Annotated in this window: 20 protein-coding genes; 8 read left to right on the forward strand and 12 right to left on the reverse strand. The window is 53.5% G+C overall.

Annotation, left to right across the window (positions count from 1 at the left end; translation table 11 throughout):
- Window positions 1–428: 428 nt before the first annotated feature.
- From AR540_RS09620 to AR540_RS09645, 6 genes are all read left to right on the forward strand, one after another.
- On the forward strand, window positions 429–1,598 hold the full coding sequence (locus AR540_RS09620) for a nucleotide sugar dehydrogenase (RefSeq protein ID WP_059228357.1): 1,170 nt from the start codon (window positions 429–431) through the stop codon (window positions 1,596–1,598).
- A 60-nt stretch (window positions 1,599–1,658) separates the two neighbouring features.
- Window positions 1,659–2,477, forward strand: coding sequence for an ABC transporter permease (locus tag AR540_RS09625; RefSeq protein WP_059228359.1), 819 nt, complete (start codon window positions 1,659–1,661; stop codon window positions 2,475–2,477).
- A 14-nt stretch (window positions 2,478–2,491) separates the two neighbouring features.
- A complete protein-coding gene (locus tag AR540_RS09630; RefSeq protein WP_059229714.1) occupies window positions 2,492–3,223 on the forward strand; it encodes an ABC transporter ATP-binding protein in 732 nt (243 codons plus the stop codon).
- Window positions 3,224–3,466: 243 nt separating this feature from the next.
- Window positions 3,467–5,032 carry a polysaccharide deacetylase family protein gene (locus AR540_RS09635; protein ID WP_059228366.1) on the forward strand — a complete coding sequence of 522 codons (1,566 nt, stop codon included), beginning with the start codon at window positions 3,467–3,469 and terminating at the stop codon, window positions 5,030–5,032.
- Window positions 5,029–6,150 carry a non-hydrolyzing UDP-N-acetylglucosamine 2-epimerase gene (gene wecB / locus AR540_RS09640; RefSeq protein ID WP_059228368.1) on the forward strand — a complete coding sequence of 374 codons (1,122 nt, stop codon included), beginning with the start codon at window positions 5,029–5,031 and terminating at the stop codon, window positions 6,148–6,150. Before AR540_RS09635 ends, wecB begins: the two co-directional genes overlap by 4 nt.
- Before the next feature lie 4 nt (window positions 6,151–6,154).
- The gene (locus AR540_RS09645; RefSeq protein WP_059228369.1) at window positions 6,155–7,342 is read left to right on the forward strand and encodes a glycosyltransferase; all 1,188 of its coding nucleotides are present in this window, start codon (window positions 6,155–6,157) and stop codon (window positions 7,340–7,342) included.
- Between the two features lie 108 nt (window positions 7,343–7,450).
- On the opposite strand, the gene AR540_RS09650 is transcribed toward AR540_RS09645, so the two are convergent.
- The 8 genes from AR540_RS09650 to AR540_RS24785 form a co-directional block, all read right to left on the reverse strand.
- Window positions 7,451–8,344 (reverse strand): GDP-mannose 4,6-dehydratase, encoded by an 894-nt coding sequence (locus AR540_RS09650; protein ID WP_059228370.1) that lies wholly within the window; start codon window positions 8,342–8,344, stop codon window positions 7,451–7,453.
- A 1-nt stretch (window position 8,345) separates the two neighbouring features.
- Window positions 8,346–9,383, reverse strand: coding sequence for a GDP-mannose 4,6-dehydratase (gmd, locus tag AR540_RS09655; protein WP_059228371.1), 1,038 nt, complete (start codon window positions 9,381–9,383; stop codon window positions 8,346–8,348).
- A gap of 22 nt (window positions 9,384–9,405) precedes the next feature.
- The gene (locus tag AR540_RS09660; protein ID WP_059228372.1) at window positions 9,406–10,644 is read right to left on the reverse strand and encodes a class I SAM-dependent methyltransferase; all 1,239 of its coding nucleotides are present in this window, start codon (window positions 10,642–10,644) and stop codon (window positions 9,406–9,408) included.
- A gap of 16 nt (window positions 10,645–10,660) precedes the next feature.
- Window positions 10,661–11,317 (reverse strand): hypothetical protein, encoded by a 657-nt coding sequence (locus tag AR540_RS25345; RefSeq protein WP_153014213.1) that lies wholly within the window; start codon window positions 11,315–11,317, stop codon window positions 10,661–10,663.
- Window positions 11,318–12,475, reverse strand: coding sequence for a right-handed parallel beta-helix repeat-containing protein (locus AR540_RS24780; RefSeq protein ID WP_082706967.1), 1,158 nt, complete (start codon window positions 12,473–12,475; stop codon window positions 11,318–11,320).
- Between the two features lie 82 nt (window positions 12,476–12,557).
- A complete protein-coding gene (locus AR540_RS09670) occupies window positions 12,558–14,360 on the reverse strand; it encodes a phenylacetate--CoA ligase family protein (protein WP_153014214.1) in 1,803 nt (600 codons plus the stop codon).
- Window positions 14,357–17,809, reverse strand: a complete 3,453-nt coding sequence (locus tag AR540_RS09675) for a glycosyltransferase (RefSeq protein WP_059228375.1) — start codon at window positions 17,807–17,809, stop codon at window positions 14,357–14,359. Before AR540_RS09675 ends, AR540_RS09670 begins: the two co-directional genes overlap by 4 nt.
- A 16-nt stretch (window positions 17,810–17,825) precedes the next feature.
- Window positions 17,826–18,890, reverse strand: a complete 1,065-nt coding sequence (locus AR540_RS24785) for a glycosyltransferase (protein WP_330219592.1) — start codon at window positions 18,888–18,890, stop codon at window positions 17,826–17,828.
- A gap of 571 nt (window positions 18,891–19,461) precedes the next feature.
- On the opposite strand from AR540_RS24785, the gene AR540_RS24790 reads away from it, so the two are divergent.
- Window positions 19,462–21,168 carry a DUF4214 domain-containing protein gene (locus tag AR540_RS24790; protein WP_236712038.1) on the forward strand — a complete coding sequence of 569 codons (1,707 nt, stop codon included), beginning with the start codon at window positions 19,462–19,464 and terminating at the stop codon, window positions 21,166–21,168.
- Between the two features lie 3 nt (window positions 21,169–21,171).
- Here AR540_RS24790 and AR540_RS09695 read toward each other — a convergent pair whose 3' ends face one another.
- The 4 genes from AR540_RS09695 to AR540_RS09710 form a co-directional block, all read right to left on the reverse strand.
- Window positions 21,172–21,633, reverse strand: a complete 462-nt coding sequence (locus AR540_RS09695) for an Lrp/AsnC family transcriptional regulator (RefSeq protein ID WP_201786109.1) — start codon at window positions 21,631–21,633, stop codon at window positions 21,172–21,174.
- Window positions 21,634–21,690: 57 nt separating this feature from the next.
- Window positions 21,691–23,022, reverse strand: a complete 1,332-nt coding sequence (hglS, locus tag AR540_RS09700; RefSeq protein WP_059228381.1) for a 2-oxoadipate dioxygenase/decarboxylase HglS — start codon at window positions 23,020–23,022, stop codon at window positions 21,691–21,693.
- Window positions 23,023–23,140: 118 nt separating this feature from the next.
- Window positions 23,141–23,389 (reverse strand): hypothetical protein, encoded by a 249-nt coding sequence (locus tag AR540_RS09705; RefSeq protein WP_059228383.1) that lies wholly within the window; start codon window positions 23,387–23,389, stop codon window positions 23,141–23,143.
- 70 nt (window positions 23,390–23,459) lie between these two features.
- Entirely contained in the window at window positions 23,460–23,660 is a 201-nt protein-coding gene (locus AR540_RS09710; RefSeq protein WP_059228385.1) for a hypothetical protein, read from the reverse strand.
- 196 nt (window positions 23,661–23,856) lie between these two features.
- Between AR540_RS09710 and AR540_RS09715 the strand changes: the two genes are divergently transcribed.
- Window positions 23,857–25,671 (forward strand): sensor histidine kinase, encoded by a 1,815-nt coding sequence (locus AR540_RS09715; protein ID WP_059228386.1) that lies wholly within the window; start codon window positions 23,857–23,859, stop codon window positions 25,669–25,671.
- Window positions 25,672–25,697: the final 26 nt, after the last annotated feature.

A 25,697-nucleotide genomic window follows, 5' to 3' on the forward strand; every position in this document is an offset into this window, starting at 1 on the left:
CTGCATGGCAGTAGGGATGTCCCGTGGCGATCAGCGGTACCCCAAAGGCATTCGGACTAGTGGCATGGCGGTGGTGGATGTCCTTGATTGCCAGTACGTATCTAGCGGAAGCTACATTGATGCGCCCCGATGCATCCCGGACATCCTCTCCCATATACGACAGCTTGAATATGTCTAATTAACCAAAAAATAGCCCTGCATCAAGCTCCCAGGACTAAATCCAACGATAGGTAAAAAGTGTTCGCCCCATGAAGCCTGGCAAGACAAATGTAACTATTGCGCCGCGGGCAACGTGCAAATTCGCGCCCCAGCCAATAAAAGGGCAGACTTGTTGCCTTCAGTATAAAAATGTATAATGCCGGAGATCGCAACTTTGTCCGAAGCCTTTAACTTAATGCAAAAACCTTCATAAAAAGGACACTGATCGGATGAATATAGCCGTGTCTGGCATAGGATATGTTGGATTATCTAACGCCGTGCTGCTGGCTCAGCATAACAAAGTTGTAGCTTTCGACATCAACCCGCAACGGGTTGAATCAATAAACTCACGAAAGACGCCATTTGAAGATTCTTGTCTTCAGGAATTTTTAAGCGAAAAAGCGTTACAACTACGAGCTACCACGAACCCCCACGACGCTTATGCCGACGCAGACTTTGTCATCGTGGCAACCCCTACGGATTATAATTCAGAAACCAACGAGTTCGACACCACGTCCGTTGAATCCTGTATCAGGGACATCTTATCAATCAATAAAAAAGCGACGATCATAATAAAATCAACCGTACCACTGGGCTACACACGCTCTGCCATAGACTACTTCAAGAACGCCAATATTATATTTTCCCCCGAGTTCCTGAGGGAAGGCACGGCTCTGCATGACAACCTGTATCCTTCCAGAATAGTCATAGGTAGCAATTCTGATCGCGCACAGCTCTTCGCCTCGCTATTACAGCAAGGTGCTTTCAAAAAAAATATACCTGTGCTTTTCACAGAAAACACCGAAGCCGAGGCTATAAAGTTATTCTCCAATACTTATCTTGCCTTACGTATTGCTTATTTCAATGAACTGGACACTTACGCCAAAAGCCATAGCTTAAATACCCGGCAGATCATCGAAGGCGTTAGCCTGGACCCGAGAATTGGAAAGCATTACAACAACCCCTCGTTTGGCTATGGTGGATACTGCCTTCCGAAAGACACTCGCCAATTACTGGCCAACTATGGCGATGTACCCCAGCATCTTGTACGGGCTGTCATAGAGTCAAACGCGACGAGAAAGCTGTTTCTAGCCTCTGATATCATTAGCCGAGGACCGAAAGTTGTCGGTGTTTACCGACTGGCAATGAAAGCCAACTCGGATAATTTCCGGGAGACAAGCATTACGGAAATCATCGAGCAGCTCACAAGGAAAGGCATCACGGTAGTAATTTATGAGCCGCTACTCACAGACGAAACCTTCATGAACTTAAAAGTTATCAAATGCTTGGATAAACTCAAGCAAGTCGCTGATCTTATCATCGCAAACAGATTATCAGACGAACTCGATGATGTGAGGGAAAAGGTGTACTCAAGAGACCTATACAAAACTGACCACTAGGTATAATGAACGCGCTGCAATTTAGATTGATCACTACCAATACGAAGCGATCTTAAAATCATGGGCTCAGCTGAAAAAACCTCTAACACCTCATGGGCATCCCATACCGGGGCAACTGATATCTGGGTTGGACTCAGTGCTTATCATGTATGGCAAACACTGGGATGGCATGACATAAGACAACGCTACCGAAGGTCGGTGATAGGGCCTTTTTGGTTTACCCTTAGTACTCTGGTGATGGTTGGAGTTCTGGGAATACTTTATTCCAGCATCCTTAATCAAGACATACATGAATACTTGCCATATCTAGGCACAGGGCTGGTAGCCTGGCAATTCATCAGCACTTGCGCTATTGAGGGCGCCAGCACACTGATCAGTGCTGGATACCTCATAAAACAGATACGCATGCCGCTTACTATCCATATCGCAAGAATGGCATGGCGTAACTTCATTATCATGATGCATAGCCTGCCCGTCGTACTCTTGTTTCTACTGGCTTTTGGTCATCGCCCTGGCTTCGAAATACTTCTCGTGATACCAGGCCTTTTTATCTTGCTGCTGAATAGCGTCTGGATAGGGCTGGTTCTGGCGATCTTATGTGCTCGTTATAGAGATCTTTTGCCCATTGTAGGCAACTTAACTCAGGTCGCATTTTTCTTTACACCGGTCATGTGGGTAGTCGATCTTCTTAAAGACCGTCGTTGGATCGCGGAAATCAATCCGTTCTACCACCTGATTGAAATAGTGAGAGCTCCGCTTATTGGTAAACCAATGGAATTGGCATCGTGGATCTGGGCCATCGCCATGGTTATAGTCGGCTTCTGCATCGCACACTACTTGATGAAACGCACTCGAAACAGACTACCTTACTGGCTTTAATGGTGTTGAAGCTCATGAATGCACATATCCTATCCCGCAGCATGGCGATTGAGTTTCCTATTTATGAAAACTCCCATCGCTCCCTGAAGAAAAAAATGATCAACCTGACGACAGGTGGTCGTATCGGCAAGGACGCTTCCAAACACACGATTGTATGTGCGCTGGACGATTTGAACTTTGAATTCAAACATGGCGAACGAGTTGGCTTAATTGGTCACAACGGCTCGGGCAAAACCACCTTACTAAGAGCTCTTTCTGGCGTTTACTCGCCCGTTAGAGGTCACCTGTCGGTACAGGGTCGCGTTGCATCCTTATTAGATGTTTCGATGGGTTTAGATCCTGATGCTACAGGTTTCGAAAACATCTACCTCAGAGGCATCATGGACGGCCTCAAGCCGTCAGTAATAAAGTCGAAAGTGGAGGAGATTGCCGAGTTCACGGAGCTTGGCGACTACTTGAACCTGCCCGTTCGCACCTACTCGAGTGGAATGATGCTACGCCTGGCATTCGCCATTTCCACGAGCGTGGAAGCAGATATTCTGATAATGGACGAGTGGCTGAGCGTAGGTGATTCATCATTTAGTGCCAAGGCAGAGCAGCGTCTCGAAAAGCTCATCCATGGTGCTGGAATTTTAGTCATAGCCTCCCATAGCCAGGAGCTTATTGAGCGAATCTGTACTCGTGTAATACACCTTGAGCACGGAAAAATCATCAGGGACGAGCTGTTAGCAGATAGGGACGCCTAGAAGAATAAACCCTGCTAGGAAGCAACAGTTCAGACATCTACTGGCACGCCAAATGAGGCGCCATAGTAACTGACCGATAGTAATGCTTGCTGCAAAAGCTGTACTCGATGTCAAGGTTAAATGATCACAACGGGTAGAGACGTACGTACAAGCGAAGGAATACGTCCTGCAGCTTTGAAAAAGCTTATCCGGAGACACGGCATTTGGTACTGACGTTAGCTGCCTTTCACTAGAGATGAACACATGATCAGCATTCTAGCTTCAGATCCCTTCAGATCAGCCGTAGAGCGAGTACAGGCGGCGCTCCGGCGCTCGGTCAGCTATCCAATGGTTGAGAGCATCAGTCTGGCAAAACTGGATGACGTTGATTTTGTAGTGGCCATAAATCCAGATGCCCTACAAAGTCATGCGTTATGTCGCTGGATAAAGACCTCTCATAAAAAGCTGATTTTACTGGGACGTGTCTCCAAAGAGCTTCAAATAGCACTAAATTTATCCGTAGGTGAATGGCCCGCTTCATATGAAAGCCTGGCACATAGTCCACAGGCTGTTAAAGGGCACACCGCGGAAAGTGCTGCTAAAGTTCGCTATCTACCCACAGCCCAAGCGCTAGGCGCCCAGAACTGGAGCCGCCCACTGGAGCGCTACGACTTCGCAGCCGAATGGAACAACCTCGGCTACGGTGCTGTTCGAATGGATGATTCGGAATGGGCAGCGGCTTCGCCACTTCATGCTCCGACAGCAAATGAAATTGCTGTTATAGAAGCGAACAGTGAGACGTGGGCGACTTATAGCGCACTGTTCGACGAGCCTACGTATTCCACACTCTGGATAAATCGTCCCGTTGGAACAATCGATTCCTTTGAATGGCGACTGGTGGAAAATTTTATCAGTCAATGGCGACATGATGAAGGGATCCCTTGCCGCCCAGTCCTTGGGGACATTCCCGATGGACATGACGCAGCAATCACAATGCGTTTGGACTGTGATGAGGACATTTCTTCTGCCAGACCATTGTGGGAAGCATACAATGAAATGCAGGTTCCACTTTCGCTAGCCATTCATACCATGAATTTGCTAACAGACCAGCATGCGAGCTTCTTGAAAGAGTTTACATCTGCCAAACAGGCAATCCTTTCCCACACCGCGACTCACGCCCCTCGCTGGGGAGAAAACTACGAGAATGCGCTGGGTGAAGGTTCAGTTTCACGTGATGCCATACGAAAGGCATGTGGTGAAGATGTCCGCTATGCGGTGTCGCCATTTCACCAATCTCCACCTTACGCCTTAGCTGCACTGTGTGATCTTGGCTATAAGGGTTGCGTAGGGGGGATTATCTGCAATGACCCTGAGTTTATTTTAGCAAGGGGCGGAGAGCTAGCAGGATTGCCTCGCGGCTTCATCGGGCATAGCCAGCAGTGCATGCTGCACGGAGACTGTCTGCTTACCGATGGAGATCCCCTGAGAGTTTACAAAGAGGCAGTCGATCTCGCCGTATGTACACGCAGTTTTTTCGGTTTTCTCGACCACCCCTTCTCTCCGCGATATCAATATGGTTGGCAAGACGAGCACACGCGCATTCAACAGCACCGCAAACTGATCGAATACATTAGAAAAGCGGCAGTAAATCCAATATTTCTAGATGAGAATACTGCATTAGATTTTCAAGCCAGAAAATCGGCGCTGAGTATTATTAAAACCCAAAGAGGCTTCGAGCTGTCCGGAGACGACCAACTCGGCGCGCTACGTTTCACGATTGAGTATCGGGGTACGCTTTCTCGATTTGAGTCTGGAGCAATTCTAGTTTGAATATTTTCATCGTAGTCGGCACGCGCCCCGAAGTTATAAAAATGGCTCCAGTAATTGCAGCGTTGGTCTCTGTGGCCAAGGTTACCGTCTGCACCACAGGCCAGCATAGGGAAATGCTGGCGCAAGCTTTGAGCATATTCTCGCTAAAACCAGATGTCGTCTTGGATACCATGACACCGGGACAATCGTTGAACATCCTGGCCTCGCGGCAACTGGAGCTTTTGGATGCGGTGCTTGCCTCACACAAACCCGATTGGGTATTGGTTCAAGGGGACACGACCACTGCGCTTTGTGCCAGTATTGCGGCATTTCACAGAAGCATAAAAATCGGGCACGTCGAAGCAGGATTGAGAACGGGGGACCTCAAAAGTCCTTTTCCAGAAGAGGCGAACAGAAATCTTATCGCGAGAATCGCAAATTTACATTTCGCGCCAACCGAATCAGCAGCTGCAGCCCTGCGGACTGAAGGAATACCTTCCGAAAAGATTAAAGTTACAGGCAATACTGTAGTCGATGCCATTGAGCTGATGAAACCACGGCTGATGCATGACAGTAATGTTGAGGCCGGCAAGAAGCTATTTGATGAACACTTGCCGTTGGTGATTATCACCTGTCACAGGCGAGAGAACTTTGGAAGCGTCCTAGAAAATATTTGCGAGATGCTAGCGAGGCTTTGCAAGCGCTATCCAAATCATCAATGGCTGTTTCCAGTTCATTTGAATCCAAATGTACGCGAGCCGGTCATGCGTATATTGGGAAATATTCCGAATCTAAAGCTGATCGAGCCTGTCGACTACGTGACTAGTCTTTTCCTTATCAGTAAAGCGTCCCTGGTGCTCAGCGACTCGGGCGGGATTCAAGAAGAGGCGCCTAGCTTTGGTACACCCGTTGTAGTGATGCGCGAGCATACGGAGCGCCGGGAAGGCATTGGGGCTGGTTTTGCCACCCTAGCAGGCCAAGAGCCAAAAACGATAGAAGCTGCGGTTCATCAGTGGCTGAGCGATCCAGCGGCTCGGAAACGTCTACAGGCGCTCCCAAACCCTTATGGGGATGGGCATGCTGCTAAAAGGATAGCAGAGTCGCTAATTCACAACCTCACACCTTCCTTCGACGACTGAGGTCATGGTGCAATCTGACTATAGCTGCATTTTATTTTCGACAGCGGATTGGGATGAGCCGTATTGGACAAATAAACAACATACTGCCAAGGCCTTGGCCAATTTGGGTGTGCGCGTGTTGTATGTTGAAAGTGTCGGCCTAAGAGCACCAAAAGGTAATAGCAGAAGAGATTGGCAGCGTCTAAAAAGCCGGTTATTGAAAGGAATCAGTTCTCTTCTGAAGGGGGCAGTCCAGCGAGAAGCTAATGTATATGTTCTTTCACCTCTGCTAGTACCTGCTGGCTATCGACATCCCTTTTTAAGGAAGATAAATAAATTTCTTTTGCGTCTTGCTATCAGTCGATCACTATCCGCTCATTCGTTGATGTCCCCTTTAATATGGACGTATCATCCGTTCATGATGGACATCTTTAGTAGAGAGCAATATAAATATTTGCTGTATCACTGTGTAGACGATCTCAGTGCAGTGCCAGGAATTGATCCTGTTTCGTTCAGAAGCGCCGAGCTTGAGCTCCTAAAGAGCGCGAAAGTTATCTTCGCTACGGCACCTGCTCTTGTTGAGCGTTGCCAACCTTATAATGATAGCGTCTATTATCTCCCAAACGTCGTCGACTTCGAGCATTTTAATAGCACCACGAGCAAGAGCGCTCTTCCAGCCGACCTCGTCCACATTCCGTTACCACGCCTTATTTATCATGGCGTGTTGTCTGACTTTAAAATTAATTTCTCTCTGCTACACGAAAGCGCCCAGGCGAGGCCTGACTGGAGCTGGATTTTTATTGGAGAGCAGCGTGAAGGGCAGAGCAGTAAAGAAGTGGAGCGATTAAAAAAACTTCCAAACGTATACTTTTTAGGCTATCGATCCTATGCAGAGATTCCGCGCTACTTAAACCACTCGAGCGTGGGATTGTTACCAACTCTTGTCAACGACTATACCAAATCAATGTTCCCGATGAAATTTTTCGAGTACATTGCGGCAGGCCTGCCCGTCGTATCCACTTCACTGGATGCCCTTTTGCAACACCGTCCTTCAGCACTCGAGTTTGGCGATAGCGCTAAGTCTTTCTGCCAGGCTATTGAGACACAACTAAAAGCAGGAAAAATATCTCCGGAAAACGCATTGGAGATAATAGGGAAGAATACGTGGCGTGACAGGACCCGAAAGATGTTGGAGCACCTTGTCGAAGATTAAGCCCCAGATCCATCTGAATGGCATAGAGCCAGAGCCTTAACCTGTCTAGAGAAACATAGATTTATTTTGATTAGGGGCTTTAAATTCCAGCACGCTTATCTTTGCACTCTAACTTTCGAGCATCCATTGCAAAGTCTTTTCCAATGGCGGCGTATGCCAATCCCCAATGATACCTTTGAGCTTCTCTGAGCTTCCCGACAAAGATCTTACTTCGTTTTTTCGGACAAAGTCGGGATTTATTTTCACAGTTAGTCTATGACCGGTCAGGCCCTCAACCATGTCTAAAACTTCTCGGAGAGAAAAAGTCTTTCCAGAACAAATATTAACGGTCTCACCGATCGGCTTTTCCTCGATCAATCTACGATAGGCATGAACCACCGATCGAACATCAGAAAAATCTCGGTAGACATCTATATTGCCTAATTCGATAACTGATGCTTTTTGCCTGAAATGACCTACTATCTTCGGTAAAAGGAAGGTTTCCTTTTGACCTACACCTGTATAGTTAAATGGTCGTGCGATGATGATAGGTAGTTGATCTAGCCAAAGCCTAGCCATATGCTCCATAGCCAACTTGCTGACCGCATAGTCATTCGCTGGGCATGGAGCGGTAGACTCCTTAAGCACACCGCCTTCTAGATTTCCATAAACGTTGGAACTACTAGCTAACAGGATCGCATCGGGAATCCTTGGAGAAGCAGCCAGCGCCGCTAGCAGATTTCGACTACCAATAAGGTTAATCTTATAAATAGCATCTGCATTGCCATGCCCTACAAAAGCGATCCCAGCCAAATGTATGACAACATTGGGAGAAACCAAGTCAATCCAAGCCGATAACGCACTGGTATCGAGCAGATCGACTTTCCTGTAGGTCGGATCGCCGCGTTTATCTCGCGTTCCTATACCGAACACCTCCCAGCCAGCAGCTTCCATTTCTGAACGCAGGTACTGTCCTGTGAAGCCCTCGATACCGGTAATCAAGGCACGGCGCTGACGATTCATATTAAAACGAGTATCCTGAAGCTACACGACTCAGATCGGCTTCGACCATCATAGAGCAGAGTTGCTCCAGTGTCGTTTTCGGCGCCCAGTTTAGTTCTCGCTTGGCCTTTTCAGGATCGCCAACTAAAAGGTCGACCTCTGCAGGGCGATGGTATTTCGGGTTGATACGGACCAATGTCTTTCCAGACTTCGTATCGATTCCGAACTCCTGATCTCCCTGACCTTCAAAGGCAATTTCTATATCAGCTGCCTTGAATGCCATTTTTATGAAATCTCTGACCGTTTCGGTGCGTCCAGTGGCGAGTACGAAGGTGTCAGGAATGTCGACCTGCAGCATTTTCCACATACCCTCGACATAATCCTGTGCAAAACCCCAATCCCGCTTTGCATCTAGATTGCCGAGTTCTAGGTGCTCTTGCTTGCCTAGCTTGATGCAAGCTACGCCGTTGGTGATTTTCCGAGTGACGAACTCTAAACCCCGTAGTGGCGATTCATGATTGAACAAAATTCCGCTCGTAGCGAAAATATCGTAACTTTCTCTGTAGTTTATCGTCATCCAATGTGCAAATAGCTTTGCCACACCATAAGGACTACGCGGATAGAAGGGTGTCGTCTCGATCTGTGGAACAGCCTGTACCTTCCCGAACATCTCTGAAGTACTTGCTTGATAGAAACGAATCTTAGGGTTAACGATACGAATCGCTTCGAGAATATTGACCACACCCAGTCCAGTGATCTGGGACGTGGTGCTGGGCTGATCGAAGGATACCGCAACAAAGCTTTGTGCGGCCAGATTATAGACTTCATCTGGCTTCGTCCGATCAAGCAGCCGGATAGTCGAGCCCAGGTCCGTAAGATCGTACTCAACCAATTCCAACGACGGATGGTTATCAATTTTGAGTTCGGCGATACGCCAAAAGTTGGTAGATGCCGTGCGGCGATAGGTACCAACGACCTTGTACCCTTTGCTCAAAAGGAGTGAAGCAAGATAAGCACCATCTTGTCCTGTAATACCAGTAACGAGCGCTGTTCTTTTCATAAATTATTCCCCCCTTGGCTAATTAGACAATTTCTATTTCAGGAAATGGGAAGATGAACCTACCGCCAGACGCAAGATACTCTTTCTCACGACGCAGGATGCCATCTTTAAAGTGCCAAGGTAGAACAAGGAAATAATCCGGCTTCATTGCTCGTGCCTCTTCTTCCGATATGATCGGAATATGACTGCCCGGCGTGAAGCGGCCAAACTTTTCAGTATTGATTTCAGCAACATAAGGAATGTCGCTCGCGGTCAGGCCGCAAAATTGCAACACCACGTTGCCTTTGGTGGAAGCACCATAGCCAAAGACCTTTTTACCATCTGCTGTCAGGCTACGAATCAGTCGTGTCAAATCATCGCGGTGGCGGAACACACGCTCTTCAAACTCGCGATAGGGACGGGGGGTATTCAGGCCCATCCGCTCTTCTTGTTCCAGCAACCAGTCGATAACTGGCTGATTCGAGCGGAGCGTCTTGTTGGTTTTTCTCGCGGCGGTGACAGCGAAACTACCACCGTTCACTGCGTTCATTACGACATCCACGAGCCTCAGACCAGCTGCCTCCAGGATCGTTTTAACAACTTGCAGCGAATAATATTCTAGGTGCTCATGGCAGATTGTATCGTAAGAATTTAGACGTAGCATCGATGGCATATAGCTTTGCTCAAAATGCCAGATACCGTCCTCTGCAAGGATCGACTCGATTTGACGCGCAAACTCAATCGGCGCCTCAAGATCATAAAACATTGCGATTGAGGTAACGATCTTTGCAGACTTTTTCTCAACCGAGCGATACGCATCAGCGGAGAAAAAGTCGGGAACCAACGTCACATCGGACGGGTAGTACTCACTGAACTTCTTACCGGTTGGGTCGATACCAATACGGCGTATGCCTTGACTTTTGTAAGCCTTCAACGTCGTGCAGTCATTACTACCGATGTCCAGCACAACATCGCCACTCGATAGTGGGTTCAGACGCTCAAGATAGGCTATCTTGTCAGTCAGATGGTTTACCATCGACTGATTAAGGCCCGATCGATAGCCGTAATTGTCACCGTACATTTCGGACGGCTCATAGGAGTGCGCTAGCTGCAGCAAACCGCTCTTGGGGGACCATACCAGCTCCAGCGGGCCAACCGTGACCGGCTCATTCACAGATCGCGGAAATACGCCGGTGAGAGCTTGGTGCCCTAGGTTCAAGACGGAGACCAGATTTTCATCTTGCCCAACTCGACACTTCGAGATTCTCTTATAGGAACTCATTGCACACTCCGAGATGTTATTTCAAGGTAACTTTAAACGGAATCGCCTTGTCGGCGACGGATTTTACGGCATCCCACTCAGGCGCGACCAGGATAAACGAACGGCCTTTAGATTTCTCTAGCTTTATCTTTTCCAATACTTTTTCTATGAATTCTTTATCGCAGCCGAATAGGCGCTCGTCAATCAGAACTATCTTTTCGCTGGAAAATAGCACTTCAGCAATAGAAAGTCGGGTCTTTTCAACCCACGAAAGGTCATTAGGAGCAATATTCGCCTGTGCGAAAAGGTCAGAAAAAGACATCAGCGCTTCAAAGTCTGGCCGATGGCGATAAGCACGTTCGATTGTAGCGCCAGTTTTTTTCTCAAAGCACCGCTGTGTTGATATCAGTCCATCGCTTTTTATTATGATACCGGATGCGATCTTTGAACGGGCTTCTATGGCATTTAAAAGACCTAACCCCACAAAACTGTCACGCCCGCAGATGGCGTAACACTGGGCTTCCTGCAAAGAGAGATTTCTAAATTCACAGATCAATCCTTCACGCGCAGGAAGAAATCCATCTCGATTACCAAGCATCTTCAGCTTGCTTGCCATCCAATCCCAAAAGGCTGTGGAAGGTCTTGGAAATTTAAGGGTCAAGTCTTTGATACTGAGCAATGGTAAGCTTTTCATTCAAACCTCTAGGTTATTCACAATAAAGGCCTGTTGCGGACGAGACTTTATTGCACCTTGACGATTAGGTTCAAATGCATTTCCAACGATAATGGCCCGTTTTGAATTCTCTAACCCGGTCAAACCATACGACTGAGTATTTTGATATCCCGAAAATGCACCGATCGTGCTATTACGAACAGCCAACATGTCACAGGCGTCTTGGATCGAAATACCGGAAGACACTCCATCCCTGCCATTTCCAGCGATACTGCAGCTGTCAAAACTAATCATAGAAACTCTGCCAATGAACACACCGTCTCCACCATTCCCGTAGAGACGCGTACCAATGAATTTTATATCATCAACAGCGCTGCTTTCACCGCTGGCGTTGGCAAGAATTCCATGACCTTGGTTGCTACATGACCAGTCGCCGGAAGACTGGATGCGCCGTACAGTCCCACTAGACCCTGAATCTATTAGTATTCCATGCCCTACGCAATTATCGATCGCGTTATTGCATAGAAATCCATGTTCCAAAGTCATATTGTCGAGAGCCAACAAGTGCAGACCTGTCTTACAATGAAATATTCCGCACTGATCGATCCAGAAACCCTGTGAATTTGCAATACGAACGCCTACTTCGCAGGGTGCAATTTGCTTTCGGCTTTGTACGAATACGCGCTGCAGGTACTGATCGTTATGGATCCCATTACCGTGGATAAGAATACCGATACCGGTAACCGCTGCCGGATCCAGAATCTCGCAATCGGTGATGTATAGAAAACTCGAATCATAGGCATCGATACCGCAATGCATGTTCGCAATCAAGCAGTTCGATATTCTTACATCGTAGCCACGGCTTAGCCTTATCCCAGCACCGCCATGCAATGTTTTTCGAGTATTGATAGACAGGTTCGATATATCAATACGGGATACCTGGCCATTAGGGCTACCCACTTCAAATGCACACCCTTGTGGTGAATCGACTATTAATCGAGTCACCTCGCGCCCTGCGCCTCTTACACTAATAGGTCCATTTTCGATACGGATAGTATTGCGCAAAAAAATATCGCCTGGCGGCAATACAATTTCTCCGCCACCTTTCGGAAGGAGGCTGATCATACGATTTATGGCAGCGGAACAATCGGTGTAGCCGTCGGCAATAAGATGGATCATGTTAACTCTACGAATTTACGGACTATTGGAGCTTCCGCCTGTTCATTATCAAATCGATGCCATGCGTAGCGTCGTACGCCCCCTAACTAATGGCAATGTCATGGACTTTAAGCCCAAGCTCCCTTGTATCTCCTTCAACTTGATATGCTTCCGAAACTTCAAAAACAATCGTTCTTGGTACAGACTGAGCAGTGCTTGGCAAATTCAAAGAAATGCGCTGAGCACCGGACTTCAGTTTCTCACTATATAAAACCTGCCCTGACTCTCTTACCGACAACACAGGCAGCTTCTTGGTATCTGCAGGACAGTCGCACGTTACAGAAATAGACGTTATTGACTTTTCAGCATTAAGTAGTATCTCTGCCTGCCTACGCATCCAACGGAAGCTTCCAGTCGCATACTTTTCCTCTGAATACCAACCTTCCAGGTAGAGGAAATCCTTGCCATGGTTCTTGCCGGAAAAAATCGAAAGCGGACTCTTAGACGCAATCGCCGCCCCAGGCTCTTCGCCTAGTTCAACCAGGTAGCGGAACTTCTGTTGTTGGCCTACGCGAACAAATTGCGACCTTTCTACAAAGCTCACATCGAAGGCGATTTCCGAAAAGCTCTCGGCCAGCTTGTTTCTTACGACCATTTCAGCACGTGGATCAAGCAGGCAGATACGTAGTTCCAGCTGTTTTCCAGGCTTCCTGAGAAACTGAAAATCGTCGACGACTCCCAATCTGGTAAAGAAGTCTTGGAACCAGTGAGTAGGGTAAGAGCGCTGCGCAATTTCTATTTTGTCATGTACGCGGCCAGTCACTGTTTTGAGATACAGACCGTCAACTCCAGACTCAAGCGCCCCCTCATCTCCGGTAGCGTACCGGATCAAGGGCGAGGAGTAATTGGTGAGGTCCGTGACCACTAAAGATCCTGCACCTTCTGCACTCGCGCCAAGGCACTCCATCCAAACATAAGGATCTACAACCTGCATAAAATGATTCTTGCTGGCCTCATGGGCATCCAAGAGGTCAGGATCGTCGGCAGCTTCGTTCATTACAAACCGTTCGTGGGCCATGATACCGAACTCTGCATTCCCATAGCGGTTCGCCACGCGACAACCAAACGTTTCCTCGATACTTCTACGTTGTTGAACGGTTAAAGTTTCGCCGGTAGAAACGAAGACCGCAAAGTAGCCCCGTTGGGGCCCTAAGGCGTTCATCACATGCCGCGCTAATGCATATAGCGTAGACGGGTGTCCCTGAACGATATACGGTTTGGCTTTACAAATCTTCTTCCAAAGAGCGGCAAAACAGTCTTCCGTCCATGCCTCGCACTCTATACTGATCCGGTTTGTCGCCTGCTGACGCCACCACTCCTGTCGCTTCGCAACCTGGGGTGTTTGCCCCGGGAACGCGGAGGAAATGTGAAGCTGGCGTTGGTCGGCGGAAAATCCTACCCAGTGCTGGCTGAGGCGAGTAACCGCAGCCGAGTAATCTTTTGCGGCGGGCGTGTAATAAATGGGCAATGCACTTCCAGTCGAGCCGTTCGTTCTGCTGACATGAACCGGCAAATAGCGCTGGCAGTCCGGGTGCAATAAGCGAGCCCCTGCCTCGCGGATATCCTCCTTGGTCAGTACTGGAAGCCTCTGAAAATAACGTACATCTTTCAACAGGAGGAGAGGATCGAATTTGACCTGCCGAAAAAGATCCTTGTAGAAAGGGATTTCATACTTGGCGTTCTGCAGGACGTCGATTAGACGCAGTCTATTCAACCGCTTACGCTGCTCCCATTCGTCATTGAACGCGCTTTGCAACCAAGCAAGCCTGCTGTTGACGTTGCGTCCCGATAGCCTCTCGGCTAATGGAAACAACATCCGCGAGCGTAGTAATGGAATCCATTTCATACAGAGTGGTCGGCCAAATTCAGCAGATTGAAACGTTGGAAGAGTCGCCACGGGGGAATCTGATCGACCAATACTCTATGCTGAATAAATGCCAATTCATATACCTGTCGTAACGCGTCCAACTGCGCACGGAACTCAGGAATATGCTTACAGCGCTCGAGAAGTCGCTCCATCGAAAACAGGCGCGCCAACTCTTCATCCTCACCGAAGTAAACATTTCTTGCCCAATTCGCCACATCGGCACAATGATTGCGTCGATAAGGAGCAATAAGGTTTTTATCGACCCCCTGCTTTTCAGCCAGATCGAATAGATCCGGCATTCTTTCAAGATGCCAGATCAGCGCCCATTTTCGCCACGACACGTTCATATTGACAATAACGTAGGGATCGCCAATCCAATAACCGGGCCGATTGATCATATGCTTGAGCACATAGACTGACGTGGGAATGCAGGTCATCAAATCAGAAAACGGCGGACCTGATGTGTCCTGTGTATAAGCCCCTATCGCATGATCGCGTCTAAACACACAGGCATAGATAGCCGTGAAGAGATTCTCGTTGTAGCCAGCGAAACTCCTGATCTCTTCACAAAAGTGACTTCGAGAGGGAGTGGCTATCGGCGTGGCCTTGTGGATGATTTCGTCAATATCATCCAGCTCTTCCGGCTGATTGAAGTGCGTATAGGCATAATTGATATAGATTATTTCCGATCTTGGATGCTCATTTATAACATCCATAATACGTTGCACTACACCTTCCCGTATAAGATCATCGTCTCCCAATATCCATACGTATTCACCTGATGCGAGCTTACTGGTTACAGCCAGATTGCCCAGCATCCCGACATTGACTTCGTTGCGGTGGTATCTGAGATTCGGGACCGATAGGAAGGCCTGCATAACGTCGGGGGTATGATCGGTTGAGGCATTGTCGACCACCAGTATTTCAACATTCTCCGAACACAGCTGAACGCTTTCGACTATCCCGCGCAGCGAATGTCGCAGCCATTCGGCCCTGTTATAGGTCGACACGCAGACTGATAGTTTTGGACGTCCCTCGGACTTGGCAGCAGGTCGTTGCCAAACCGGGAAATATTTTTCCAGGGTATTTGGAAACGTCGGCTGCCCTCTACGCATGAGCCAAGTCAGGTCTCGTGCATAATCGTCCCAGGTACCCAGAGTACGACTGACGGCCTGCTCTGACAAGGCATGGAGAGCAGCGGCATCGCTCGCCAGTCTGGCAATATGGTCACCTAGCTCGTCACCGTTGTGGGCATCAAAGGTAAGGCAACCACCTCCTTCTGCCACTTCGGCTACCGCGCCTGCATTGCTGCAGATGCATGGACGGCCGTGCCAGAGGCTTTCCAGGACGGGTAGTCCAAAGCCCTCCAGTAGTGATGGGAACAGGGTGAAATCGCAATCTCGATATAGTTGCGCCAGTTGCTCGTCCGATGGCAGCTCTTTGACATGGATATCCGCGTCTTCCGCTATCTCGGCGATGATGTCCCGTGCGTACTGTGAGTGATCTTTCGTCGAGCCGGCAAAGGTCAGCTTGAGCTGGATGCTGCTCCCTTGTTCGCGCAGTTTACGTTGCGCGACACGGAAGCCATGGATCGCGGTGAGGTGGTTCTTCCGCGGTTCCATCGTACCGACCATCAGTATCGATACAGAGGAGGTATCGCGTGCCTGACTTTTGATTTCACTGTTGCGGGGGAAGGTACGCATCTCTCCTGGCAAAGGAAGAGCATGAATACGCGACTTTATGGTCGTCAGCCTATCCATCGTGCTGCAGTAGTAGTCCCACAGCTCTTCGCTCATGGTGCGCGAGATCGGGATCAACAGGTCCGACTGCGAAATCATTTTGAAGAAGAAGTGATAGCCTGCTTGAGCTTCCGGCGGATAGATGTCCGTCAGCGTTACAGGAATAAGATCGTAAAAAATGGTTGCAACACGCATACCGCGATTTTTCGCAGCGAGGATTACCTGTTCCGCGTTCGGATTCGGCAGTACCAGCTCCGGAATGATCAACCAGGCATCGGACAGATCTTGCGAGAGCGATATGGCGTGGTTATGGGTAGGGCCATGCCACAGTGACAGATGCTGCTCTTCGTCGTGGGTGATCAGCCGGAAATCCCCTCTTTCCACATCCCACGCAACGTACGACAGCGCGACGCCTATTTTCTCAAGCGACGCACTCATCTGGCGAACGACGCGCTGAACGCCGCTGTTGCCATGGTAGGCGACCGTCGAGTTCACCCATACGAGGGCACGCGCTACACCGGGTGCCTGCTGGAGGCGTCCCAGGACAGCGCTCGCGTAGTCTTTCCACGTGGAAAGCTCCCGTTTCGCTGCCTCGTCACGTAGCGTCAGGCGTAACTCGGTATCGAGAATCAGCCGCTCGAGCCCCGAATACAGTTCATCTGCATTTCGGGTGTCCACTCGCAGGGTTCCACCGCCCTCGGCGATTTCCGCCATAGAGCCAAAACTCGCGCATAGACAGGGAACGCCCAGCCACAGGCTTTCAGCGATTGGCAGGCCAAACCCCTCTTCTATCGACGGAAACACCGAAAAGTCTGCCTGACGATATAGGTCGACGACCTGCTCGTCCGGTAGGTAATTCAGGACTGATACACCCGGAGTCTGGCGTACCAGGACATTCAGCTCTTCGTGCACCATAGGGTGAACGTTACCCACGATGCTAAGTTCGCAGGAAATATCTGGATGATTCGTTTGAAAACGGGCGAAGGCTTCAATGAGCTGCAGCTGATTTTTCCGTGGCTCTACGGTGCCCACGCTCAAGATTCGCACCGTATCCTTGGCTGCAGGAGCACCGAAGCGCTGGCGGGGCAAACCAGGTAGTTCATGCGGCAATAGCACATGCCGAACCAACGGTTGCACAAACTCGGCAGCCTTCGCCGTATTCTTCAAGAAATGTCGGGTATCTTCTGCAGCGCTGAAGCTTATCGGCAGCAGTATGTCAGCCAGCGACAGATGCTGAATATAAGATGAGTGCGTTTCTCGTACGGAGGCATACTCATCGCGCTTAAGCGGAATAAGGTCATAGACAAGCGCAGCAGTCTTGATGTTAAAGCGACGCGCATAGAGCAGCAGTGACTCTGTAGGCGGCGAGGGCTGGAACGTGAGGTGAGTCACCTCAGGGATCAGCAGCCAGGTGTCTTCCAGGGTCGACTTGTCGCGCGGGTCGAGATGAATAGCCTGATCATTACCAGCCGCTTCAGGTATGAGCGCCGGTCCCTCCCACTGGCCAAGATGGACAAGTTGTGCCTCATCCAGGCGAACCAGTGCCAGTGAAGTGGGACACCAGCGAACGAATACCACTTCCGCGACCAGCTCTTGCAGCGCCCTGCTTAGCCCACGCACTACCCGCTGAACGCCCGAATTGGCAGGTGACTGCGACGTGTGTTCGACGTAGACGAAAACCTTCTTCATCTTTTAATTTATCCTTCTATGCGCAACTGCTTGCACTCAGTCCCGCGTAACAGCTCATCAGACTTGATGTCACCTGAGGCCACGAGAAATTTTCGAGAATCCGTTTTTGGAGCAGGTCGTTCGCTGGATTATTAATAGCTAAATTCACGGCATTGACTATGCCTTCCTGATCGTTTGGATGCACATAGTAAGCATGGCCTCCGAAGTATTCGTAGGCACTGCCTTCCGACGTAATCACTACAGGTGCACCAGCGGCAGCGGCTTCCAGTGCAGCGATGCCAGGGGTTTCCAGTGTGCTTGGCATTACGAAGGCCGAGCATTCCTGATAGGCAGACCGAAGGCGCTCGTCAGTTTGGGCCAGGGGCCCCAGGTGGACGAAGTGCCCCCCCCTGCCCGCCTCGACACAACGGGCATGGTATTCCGCATCCCGAACGCGACCGATCGAGACCAGAGGCAGCCCGACAGCAGCGGCTGCCTGAATTGCAGCGACCTGATTCTTCCGCGGCTCGACGTTGGCCACATTGAGCAAGAAGGGGCCTTGGATGCCTGACCACGCCCTGAAAGCCGTGGGATCTACCGGCTCGCTAAACCACGAATCGACACCATTGTGCACGACACACGCCTTGGCGCGTGGCAAGCCGGAGTATTGCTCCAAGTTATCGATTTCTGCCATTGAGTTGCAGATAATACGATCAGCCAACCCATAATAGGTTTGCAGTTCGGTGGTGTTGAGATTGGCTTGGTTTGTCTCGTTTATCCAAAGATTTGGACTGAGCAGAGTCTTGAGTCCCAGACGTCGCACGTAGTCGACGAAAGGAATACCGCCGGAGACCAGGTGGAAATGATGAAATAGTGCTGCGCTATGGAGTCTAGGTTCCCAGATATCGTGCAGGATTACGTCACAACCGTGACTGGGCAAGTACTCTTTGTACTTCAGCAGCTGAACCTCACCTCCGCCGGGAAGGTGCATGGCATAGGGATGGATGTTGTAGACAACACTTACACGTTCAGCTGGGGTCATGTCACTCGTGCCAGTACAGATGCGTAGGGTTTTTCTTGCATCTTCCAGCCAGCCTGGGATGGGGCCAGAAGGGCGATAGGTCTTTTTGCCTCGTACCTGCCAAGGGCAGGTCTCTAAACGTCATCCTTCAACAATACACTGCGCCTGCTTTTCGCGGCATGAGAACGCCGAGCCTGAGCTCCTTCAGGAGCCGCACTTATCATACACAACCCGATCGGCCGCAAGTGAACGCCATAGACATTCCGCGGACCGTATCGTGGCCCGGCAGACTCGCAGGATAGGCGCGTGGCGTCCAGGCTTGCCGAGAGACAAACCGCAAGGATAGGGGAAAGGCGCATTAGGACTCGAGCTGGAAAAAGGCGCCTTTGATAGGACTGCCTTGCAGTCCGCTCATCCCTCGGTGCGCGGCCCAGTCATGCCAAGCACGGGCTTCACGCCCCCGGCTCCTGGCATTGGTCGTTGACGATCGGGCCCCTCACCTTCCTGCTCAAGGACACACGACACGCCACTCATCGTGAGGCACTAAAGAATCCCTCGTCGATACAGATACCTAGACAAATCACGTGGCGTCGCCGCGTTCAGCTCAGCCTGGCCTTGCCGGCTGCTTGTCATCGGTCTTCGTATGGCGATTATGACCCTCTATCTTCGATCCCTGTGTTACAGCCTGGTCCTTGCCCTGTCGCTTGGCCTGCTGGGCGCGAAGGCCCAGGCAGCCCCCGTGCATCTTCTCGGCCTGAACCTGTCCGGCGCAGGCTTCGCTCCCCAGGTGCTGCCAGGCGTCAATGGAACACACTTCATCTTTCCGGTGGAAGCCTACTTCAAGCAGTGGAGTGAGCGTGGCGTCAAGCTGATCCGCTTCCCCATCTTGTGGGAAAGACTCCAGCCGACATTGGGTGGCGCCCTTGATCCCACCTATGCTGCCCTGATCGACCGTACCTTCGGCTACGCCGACCAATACGGCATGCAGGTGATCCTGGATCTGCATAACTATATGCGCTACCGCGGAGTGGTAATCGGTACTGGTAACGTGGCTTACGCTCACTATCAGGATGTCATGACGCGTATTGCGCAACGGTGGAGCTCACGCCCTTCGCTTTATGCCTACGATCTGATGAACGAACCCCACGATGCGGTCAGTCAGTGGCAGGTTGCGGCTCAGTACGGTATCAACGGCGTACGCACTTACGACTCCACCAGGCCGATCATGATCGAGGGCAATGGCTGGGCCGAGGCGACCCGCTGGCCCCAGTGGAACGACTCCTTGCTGTCGCTGAAGGACCCTGCCAACAATCTCGTCTATCAGGCCCATGTGTACTTCGATGGGGTTGGCGGCGGCGGTAACTATGCCAATACCAGCGCCAGCGGCTACGGCGACGACTATGGAATCGAGCGAGTCCGTCCCTTCGTCGAGTGGCTCAAGAAAAACGGCAAGCGGGGCATGATCGGTGAGTTCGGCGTGCCGGACAGTGATCCACGCTGGAATACCATCATGGATCGGATGCTTGCCTATCTTCGGCAAAACTGCATTCCCGCTACGTATTGGGCGGCAGGACCAGGATGGGGGAACTACAACCTGTCGGTGGAACCGGTGAACGGGGTGGACCGCCCGCAGTGGGCGACCTTGAAAGCCAACCTGAACGATACGAGCTGTTCGGCCGTAGGCCCTGCCACCACGGCCACTGAAAGTGCTGCCAGCACATCAAGCGTCGACGCGTCCAAGACCGTGGCCAGCGTCTACCAGGACTATCTTGGCCGCCCAGCCGATCCGGCAGGACTGACCTACTGGACGACCCAGCTTGCCAGCGGGAACATGACCTTGGCGGCCGTGATCAACGCGATCATGGGCAGCGTCGAGTACCAGAATCGTGCGGCTGTTGAGCGTCTCTACCAGAATTATCTGGGACGCAGTGCGGACGCCGCCGGCCTGAACTATTGGGCAAGTCAGCTGAACAGCGGCACGATGACGGTCAACGCCATTGCGGCAGCGCTTATCGGCAGCAGCGAATACCGAGGCAATATTTCCACGACGGTAAATCAGCTCTATATCTCCTACCTGGGGCGCGATGCCGATCAAACCGGCCTTTCGTATTGGACACAGCAGATCGCGGGCAACAGCATGACGATTGCTGAAGTTAAATTGGCAATCTCAGGGAGTGCCGAGTGTCTAGCCTATACCCGGGCGCAGATCAGACAGCTTTACCAGCGCTATCTGGGTCGCGACGCGGATTCTCCAGGACTCAGTAGCTGGGCTACTCAGGTGACCAATGGGGTTATGACGCTGGATGATGTCCTGACGGCAATCAAAAGCAGCGCCGAGTACCGCTCAAGGCAGGCCTGACCTTCAAAGGCCGCGCCCCCCGCCGCGCCGATCGATCTTCCGATTGAGGATGATCGACGTCTGCGTCTGCTTCACTCCCTCGAGGTTGCCGATGCGGTCCAGCAGGTCGTCGAGCTTTTCGTGGGTGGTGCAGCGCAGGAAGGCCAGGTAGTCGAACTGGCCGCTGACGGAGGAGACTTCCTCCACTTCGATCATCTTTTCCAGGGCGCGGATGACGCTGGCGGTGCTGCGGGGCAGGACGCTGATGGCGCAATAGGCGCGGACGGCGGCCTGTTCCAGTGCGGAGCCCAGGCGCAGGCCGTAGCCCTGGATGATGCCCTCGCGCTCCAGGCGCGCCAGGCGCGTGACCACGGTGGTACGGGCGAGGCCCAGCTGGCGGGCCAGGGTGGCGTTGGAGGCGCGGGCGTTCTGTTGCAGCAGGTGGATGAGCTGCCAGTCGGTTGGATCGAGTTTGCTGAACATCATGGCTCCCGGCCAGGGGCGGGCATCGACGGCACGGACCGCCGATGCGGGAGCCTCATTCTAGGCAGAGCGACCGAGGGCAGCCAGGGCGGCGTCCAGGGATTCACGCTGTTGCCGTTGGTAGAGCGTCATCTCGTCAAGCACCGGCGCGCCGAGGGCGGCTTCGAAAGCCGCACGATTGCCGCCGCTCCCGTATTCGCGCTGGCTACCGGCCCCCAGGTTGGACTGGAAGATGCCGGCGGCGCTGACCGGCAGGAAGTCTTCGTAGGTGATGGGATCGGCGATCAACTGGCCGGCGGTGATCAGGGCTTCGGGATCGGTGGTATCGATACCTGGGCGACTGCCCGTGCCGACGCGGTAGCGGAACCAGGCCAGGCCCTGGCGGCGCAGTTCGTCCCAGTCGTCCGGTAGAGCCTCGAACACCTGCGCCAGCACGCTGGCGTAGTCGCTACCGGCAACCTTGCTGCGCTGGCGAACCTCCTGCAGCAGTTCGTCGTAGCGCTGCCGGCCAGCCGGGGTGAGGGCCACGCCGCGCTGTTCGATCTCGCCAAAGCGCGCGGTATGCGAGCCCTGGACTTCGCCCTGGAACAGGATGGGCTCTTCCAGCGCCTTGAAGCTGGTCTGACGCAGCAGGATGGGGCACCGGCGACGCGGCGGGCCTTCGATGGTTTCCTTGGGCGCGATACCGCGGGCGGGCATCCTGGCCTGGACGGCGTCGATGTCGAGGGTGCGCGGGGTCAGGTGGTTGATGTGGGGGCCCTTGAAGCAGACCACGTCGGCAATCAGCCGATGGGCGTCGTGCAGCCGCTGGTAGAGGCCGGCGTCGACATTGGCCTCACGGTGCCAGCGGAAGGTCTCCAGGGCTTCCTGGACGAAGGCATCGGCCTCGGGGTCGGTCAGGCCACCCTGGGTCTCGGCGCGCTCGATCAATTCCAGCGCACCAGGGGTGAAGATACGGCGCCCGGCCAGCACCCGCTCGGCCAGCTGGCGCAGTTCGGCGTTTTCGATCAGTTCCAAACGCAGCAGCGAGGTGAAGACGCGGAAGGGATTGCGCTGCAGGGCGACCGGGTCCACCGGGCGGAAAGCCGTGGAGTGTACCGGCACGCCCGCCACGCTCAGGTCGTAGTAGCCGACCGGCTGCATGCCCATCACCGCGAACAGTCGCCGCAGGGTGGCCAGCTCGGCCGCGGTGCCGACCCGGATGGCACCATGGCGCTCCAGATCCAGGCGCTCCGCGGAGTCCTGGGCGAAACCCGGCTGTCCGGCGTTCACCTCGGCGACCAGTTCCAGCAGGGTGCCGTACTGCGGCACTTCCTGGCGATACATCGCGGACATGGCCTGGGAAAAACGGGTGCGGATGGCGTCCGGGGAAAGCAGCGGCGGGGCGGTCATGGGAGCGGCTCCTGGCTCAGGCTAGACGTCGATTTCGACACGCCGCCGCGCGCTGCTCAAGCGATCTTTGCTCATTGGATCATTCCCCCGGGGAATGGGCGCACCGGTAGCTGCTGCCCTAGTGATCCTTGTGCTGGGCCTTGGGCTTCTTCACGTGATCGGCACCGATATCGCTGCCCGAACCGCCGCTGGAGCCGTTGTCGGCCGCGCCGACGCCGGTGCTGGGCGCCTTTTCCATGCCATGGGTACTGGTGGGATCGGGTCGCGCGGGGGTGGCCGGGGGATTGGTCGGGCTGGTCTGGGCCAGGGCGGCGCCGGACAGACCCAGGCCCAGGATCAAGGTGGGAAGCAGCAGGGACTTGCGCATGGGAGGATTCCTCTGGACGGATTCACTCCCGTTTAGGCACCTCCCGCGCAGGGAGGTGCCACACCGTGGGTCAGCTGCCGCTGGTGCTGGCCTTGTGGACCTTCTTGTGGGCCACCTTCTTGTGATGGGTGGTGGCCTGCTTGCCGCTCTTGGCGGGACTGCTGGTGGTGGCGCTCGGCGTCGCCGCGGGATCGGCGGGCGCCGTCTGGGCGAAGGCGGCAGAGGTGGCCAGGAGGCCGGCGAGGGTCAGGCAGAGGGTGGTGCTTTTCATGGAAGTCACTCCTTCGGTGGCTGATTGCCGGTTCAGTTAGCCGGCTTTCGCCCGGCAAAAGCGTGTTCGCGTCCACAGTCGAGCCAATAGGTAACAAGATATTTCCGTCGACTGCCAAGGCGTTAACAGTCCGACGAGGCGTTCGCAGCGCCTTGGCCTTGGGCATAATGCCGGGAGTCCCCCATCGTGCCCGTCCATGTCCAAGAGCCCCGATCTTCCCAAGCGCCCGCGCTGGAGCAGCCTGCTGCTGCTGGCCCTGGGCCTGACGCTGCTGCTGATTCCACTGCGCTATGCGGCCCAGCACTACTACGAGGCGCAGCTGGCCGAGCAGAACGGTCAGACCCTGGATCTCTACGTGGCCAACCTGCTCGGCACCCTGAGGCGCTACGAGGTGCTGCCGGACCTGCTTGGCGATCTCCCGGTGCTGCGCAACGCCCTTGCGCACCAGGGTGACGAGGCGTCCCAGGACGCCGCCAGTCGCATGCTGGAAGACATCCGCCAGCGCACCGGTGCGGACGTCATCTACCTGATGCAGGACGACGGCACCTGCCTGGCCAGCTCCAACTATCGCCAACCGGACAGCTTCATCGGCCGCGATTTCTCCTTCCGCCCCTATTTCAAGGCGGCCATGCAGGGGCAGCCCGGGCGGTTCTTCGGCCTCGGCACCACCTCCAGCAAACGCGGCTACTATTTCGCCGCCGCGGTACGCGATGGCGCGGGTGCCATCGGCGTGGTGGTGGTCAAGGTCGATCTGGACAGTGCGGAACAGCTCTGGGGCAATGCGCCCGAGCAGTTGCTGGTGACCGATGACCTGGGCGTGGTCATCCTCACCTCCCACGACGCCTGGCGCTTCCGCGCCACCCATCCGCTGGACGAGCGCCAGCGCGAGCAGGTCAACGCCAACCGGCCCTACCCCACCACCAATCCTGCACCCCTGACCCTGGTACCCGGCGACTGGCTGACCCAAACCCGCAATCTCGACGAGGTGGGCTGGACCGCACAGATCCTGGCACCGCGGGAGATGGTCGAGCGCCAGGTACGCAGTGCGCTCTACATCGGCGCGGCGACGCTGCTGGCGCTGCTCCTGCTGCTGGTGGTGATGACCCTGAGACGCCGCCACTTCATCGAGCGCCTGGCGCTGGATGCCCGGGCCAAGCGCGACCTGGAGCTGAACGTGGAGGAACGTACCCGCGACCTGCAGACGCTCAACGCGCGCTTGCAGCAGGAGGTACACGACCGCGAACAGGCCCAGCGCGAATTGATGCGCGCCCAGGACGAAGCCGTCCAGGCCGGCAAGCTGTCGGCCCTGGGGACCATGTCGGCCAGCATCAGCCACGAACTCAACCAGCCCCTGGCGGCCATCCGCAGCTACACGGAAAACGCCGCCGTGCTGCTCGACCATGGCCGGCTGGACGACGCCCGCGGCAATCTCAAGCTGATCGGCGAACTGACCACGCGCATGGCCAATATCATCGCCCATCTCAAGGCCTATGCCCGCGGCGCCCGGCGGGCGCCGGAGAGCGTGGTGCTGCAGGGCGCCCTGGAAGACGCCCTGGCGCTGGTCGCCGCACGCCGCCGGGCCATGCAGGTGGAGCTGATCCGTGACCTGCCCGATGCACCGCTGTGGGTGCAGGCCGGGGAAACCCGCCTGCGGCAGATCATCAGCAACCTGCTGAGCAATGCCCTCGATGCCCTGGCGGAAAAGACCAGCACCCGCCGGCTGTGGCTGACGACGCGTATCGACGAGCGCGGCGTGACGCTGGTCCTGAGGGACAACGGCCCCGGCTTCTCCAGCGAGGCCCTGGCCCGCGCCCACGAACCCTTCTTCACCACCAAGGCCACCGCCCAAGGGCTCGGCCTGGGCCTGGCGATCTGCGATAACCTGTTGCGGACCCTGGGTGGCCACCTGCACCTGTCCAACCATGCCGATGGCGGTGCCGAGGTGCGCCTCTATCTGCTGCACGGCAAGCCCGGCGTCGCCGCGGTGCCCCAGGAAGAAGTCCGCGGTTGACCGCGTCGCCCCCACATTCAGGTCCT

It is taken from the genome of Pseudomonas sp. EpS/L25, assembly GCF_001512295.1.
Classification (GTDB): domain Bacteria; phylum Pseudomonadota; class Gammaproteobacteria; order Pseudomonadales; family Pseudomonadaceae; genus Chryseomonas.